We start from the raw sequence: 3,904 nt of genomic DNA on the forward strand, positions 1-3,904 counted from the left end.
CCGATCCATCGCCAGACCGACGGCGCGCGTGGTGTTCGACGCCACCCATTCGGTGCAGCAGCCGGGCGGGCAGGGCACCTCCTCGGGCGGGCAGCGCGAGTTCGTGCCGGTGTTGGCGCGCGCGGCTGTGGCCGTCGGTGTGGCGGCGGTGTTCATCGAGACCCACCCCGACCCGGACAAGGCGCCGTCGGACGGGCCGAACATGGTGCCGCTGAAGGAGCTCGAAGACCTGATCGCAACCCTCCAGGCGTTCGACGCCGTGGCGAAGGCGCACCCGGTCGCGATCTGAGCGCGCTCCAACGGGCCGCACGCGCGGCATTGGAGCAGCACCGCACCATCCAATTGCGTCCGTCCCTCTCCCCGCCGTCGCCCTCCGACTTGATCGGAGGGCCCATCTTGCGGCCAGTCGCGGCGTGGGGAGGCCGGCAGGGATGCTCTGATCAAGTCGGAGCATGACGGCGCTTGGAGTTTCCTGCGCCTGTGGCGCCTTTCACCAGCGTCATCCCCGGCTTGTCCGGGGGGATGCACGCCACGGTGGAGCTGACGCTGCATGTTCCGGGCACCCGCTAACGGCCCGGTGGATGCCCCGGACAAGCCGGGGCATGACGCGGCACCGAGAAGCACGGTGAAGGCGCGCCCTCAGTTCGGCGGGGTCAGCGTGCCGGCGGACCGGTCGTAGCGCCACATGGCGCCGGGGGCGATGCGGGTGCCGCCGATGGCGCGCTCCACCTGGTTCTCGCAGGCATGGTCGAAACGGCCCGCCAGCGCCGCCGCGCCCGCCTTGGTGAGGCCGATCTCGGCGCCCGCATAGGCGCGGTAGGAGGCCTCGGCCGCGCCGTTGTCCCCCGGCGTGAAGCTGAGCGGCCCGCACTCGCCGGTGCGGAACGGCAGGCCCTCGATCAACGGCTCGTGGGCGAAGGCGAGGCCGTCGAGCCGCAGGAAGAAGGGCAGGTCGGCGAGAAACTGCGCCTCGTCCATGGAATGAACGGCGCCGAACACCTTCGCCACCTTGGCCGGCCCATCCGCCAGCTGGCGCAGGATGCGCTCCTCGGTGAGCGAGAGGCCGGAATGGGGCGCGGGGAACTCCGCCAGCAGCCGCAGCAAAGCGGGGGCGAGGAACGGCAGGCTGTCGTGCCGCCGCTGGGCAAAGGCAGCGAGCGCCGTGGGGGTCGGGGCGGTGAACGCCTCCCAGGCCTGCCGTCCGGTCTCGATCTGCACCTGGGACAGCGGCGCGCGCGCCCCGGCCAGGGCCGCGACCTCGTCCGCCTCCATCACGCCGAGATAGTGCGAGGCCTGGAGCAGGAACAGCCCCATGCGCTCCGGCTGGTCCGCGAAATAGTTCAGAATCTGGATCAACTGGAGCTGGTCGTAGAGATCGTGCTCGAACCACAGCTCCACCTCGCCATAGGCGCCGTGCACCTCGATCTGGGCGTCGCGGTGGGCGAAGTCCGCGCGCACCGCATCGAGTTCCATGCCGAGCGCATCGGCGAGGAACTCCGCGCGCACGTCCGAGACCCGGTCGAGGTCGGGGTCCGCCGGCACCGGGCCGTCGTGCAGCATGTCCTGCCAGGGAACGAGGTGGCCCTTGAGCCCGGCCGCGCGGATGCGCCCGGCGGCGGCGTCGCCATTGGTGATGATGAGCTTCGGCATGGAGGCCTGCCTTTCCGGGCGCCCGGGGCGCCGCGACCATCCCCCGCGATCAACCGCGCCCACGATAGGGCGCGACGCCCGTCTCGGGAAGCCATGTTCCCTGTGGCAGGGCCCCGGTCTGCCAGAACACGTCGATGGGGATTCCGCCGCGCGGATACCAATAGCCGGCGATGCGCAGGAAGCGCGGCTCCAGCAGCCCCGCCAGGCGCTTGCCGATGGCCACGGTGCAGTCCTCGTGGAACGCGCCGTGGTTGCGGAAGGCGGCGAGGTAGAGCTTGAGCGACTTGGATTCCACCAAGAACCGGTCGGGCACGTAGTCGATGACGAGGTGGGCGAAGTCCGGCTGCCCCGTCACCGGGCACAAAGAGGTGAATTCCGGGCAGGTGAAGCGCGCCACGTAGTCGGTGTCGGGGTGCGGGTTCGGCACGCGGTCGAGCACCGCCGCTTCGGGCGAGGCGGGCAGGGCGGTCTGGCTGCCGAGCTGGAGCGGCGGTTCGGTCATGGGTTCATTCCTTGGGAGGAGGGGAAATAGGGCGCTTCGCCTCCCGGTTCAACCGGCACCCGGGGCGCGTCAGCGATCCTTGCCCCCGGCGCGGCACTGCTTCGCCGGCCCGCCCCCTTCGCAGGGAAGCGCGATCGCGCTAGAAGCACCGCGCCCGCAAGCTGTGCACCAGGGAAGGACCCTTTCATGACCGCCATCGTCGACATCATCGCCCGCGAGATCCTGGACAGCCGCGGCAATCCCACGGTGGAGGTGGATGTGGTGCTGGAGGACGGCTCGTTCGGCCGCGCCGCGGTGCCCTCCGGCGCCTCCACCGGCGCCCACGAGGCGGTGGAGCTGCGCGACGGCGACGCCGACCGCTATCTCGGCAAGGGCGTCGAGAAGGCGGTGGAGGCGGTCAACGGCGAGATCTTCGACGCCATCGGCGGCTACGAGGCCGAGGACCAGGCGCATATCGACAACGTCCTGATCGGCCTCGACGGCACGCCGAACAAGGCGCGCCTCGGCGCCAACGCCATCCTCGGCGTGTCGCTGGCGGTGGCGAAGGCGGCGGCGGTGGCCTCCGATTTGCCGCTCTACCGCTATGTGGGCGGCGTCAACGCCCGCGTGCTGCCGGTGCCGATGATGAACATCATCAATGGCGGCGCCCATGCGGACAACCCCATCGACTTCCAGGAATTCATGATCCTGCCCGCCGGCGCGCCGAGCTTCGCGGAAGGCCTGCGCTGGGGCGCGGAGGTGTTCCACACCCTCAAGAAGGGCCTCAAGGCCGCGGGCCACAACACCAATGTGGGCGACGAGGGCGGCTTCGCGCCGAACCTGCCGTCGGCCGACGCGGCGCTGGACTTCGTGATGACGGCCATCGAGAAGGCCGGCTTCAAGCCGGGCGAGGACATCTATCTCGGCCTCGACTGCGCGGCGACGGAGTTCTTCAAGGACGGCGCCTACCATTATGAGGGCGAGGGCAGGACCCGCTCCATCGAGGAGCAGGTGGCGTATCTCGCCGACCTCGTCTCGCGCTACCCCATCGTCACCATCGAGGACGGCATGTCCGAGGACGACTGGGCCGGCTGGAAGCGCGTCACCGACGCGATCGGCGGCAAGTGCCAGCTGGTGGGCGACGATCTGTTCGTCACCAACGTGGAGCGCCTCTCGCGCGGCATCAAGGAGGGGGTCGGCAACGCCATCCTCGTCAAGGTGAACCAGATCGGCTCCCTCACCGAGACCCTGGACGCGGTGGAGATGGCCCACAAGGCGGGCTACCGCGCCGTGATGTCCCACCGCTCCGGCGAGACCGAGGATGCGACCATCGCCGACCTCGCGGTGGCCACCAATTGCGGGCAGATCAAGACCGGCTCGCTCGCCCGCGCCGACCGCACGGCCAAGTACAACCAGCTGCTGCGCATCGAGCAGGAACTGGGCAACGAGGCCCGCTACGCCGGCAAGGCGGCGCTGAAGGCGCTCGCCTGAGCCCACCCCCGCGCCCCGGCTGGCCGGAGCAATGCACCTCTCGCCGCGCCCCGGCCGACTGAAGCGTCAGCGGAAGGAGAGCCGGGGCCCAGCGCAAGGGGGTTCGCCGGAGGCGGCGTGTTCCGCCGCAGGCGGTGCGACGCTGGGGTTGCCGGCTGCGCCGGAGTTCCCCTGGACCCCGGCTCGGCGCTCCGGCTGCGCCGTCGCTGGTCCGGGGAACGGTCAACGCCCTCGCGCCCCGGCCGACTGGAGCGTCAGGGGGAAAGGAGAGCCGGGGCCCAG

Annotated in this window: 3 protein-coding genes and 1 pseudogene; 2 read left to right on the forward strand and 2 right to left on the reverse strand. The window is 70.8% G+C overall.

Annotated elements, in window-relative coordinates; all coding sequences use genetic code 11:
- Nucleotides 1-289, forward strand: a pseudogene (locus tag AC2W7M_RS21550) (3-deoxy-8-phosphooctulonate synthase); the annotation flags it as partial.
- A gap of 350 nt (nucleotides 290-639) precedes the next feature.
- On the opposite strand, the gene AC2W7M_RS21555 reads toward AC2W7M_RS21550, so the two are convergent.
- Both AC2W7M_RS21555 and queF read right to left on the reverse strand, forming a co-directional pair.
- Nucleotides 640-1,650: a hypothetical protein gene (locus AC2W7M_RS21555; protein WP_486134794.1), complete on the reverse strand. Its 1,011-nt coding sequence runs from the start codon at nucleotides 1,648-1,650 to the stop codon at nucleotides 640-642.
- Nucleotides 1,651-1,699: 49 nt separating this feature from the next.
- Nucleotides 1,700-2,152 carry a preQ(1) synthase gene (queF, locus tag AC2W7M_RS21560; protein ID WP_486134796.1) on the reverse strand — a complete coding sequence of 151 codons (453 nt, stop codon included), beginning with the start codon at nucleotides 2,150-2,152 and terminating at the stop codon, nucleotides 1,700-1,702.
- A 186-nt stretch (nucleotides 2,153-2,338) separates the two neighbouring features.
- On the opposite strand from queF, the gene eno reads away from it, so the two are divergent.
- Nucleotides 2,339-3,622, forward strand: a complete 1,284-nt coding sequence (eno, locus tag AC2W7M_RS21565; RefSeq protein WP_486134799.1) for a phosphopyruvate hydratase — start codon at nucleotides 2,339-2,341, stop codon at nucleotides 3,620-3,622.
- The last annotated feature ends 282 nt before the right edge of the window (nucleotides 3,623-3,904 follow it).

It is taken from the genome of Xanthobacter sp. BG11Y11_SDJG, assembly GCF_057364445.1.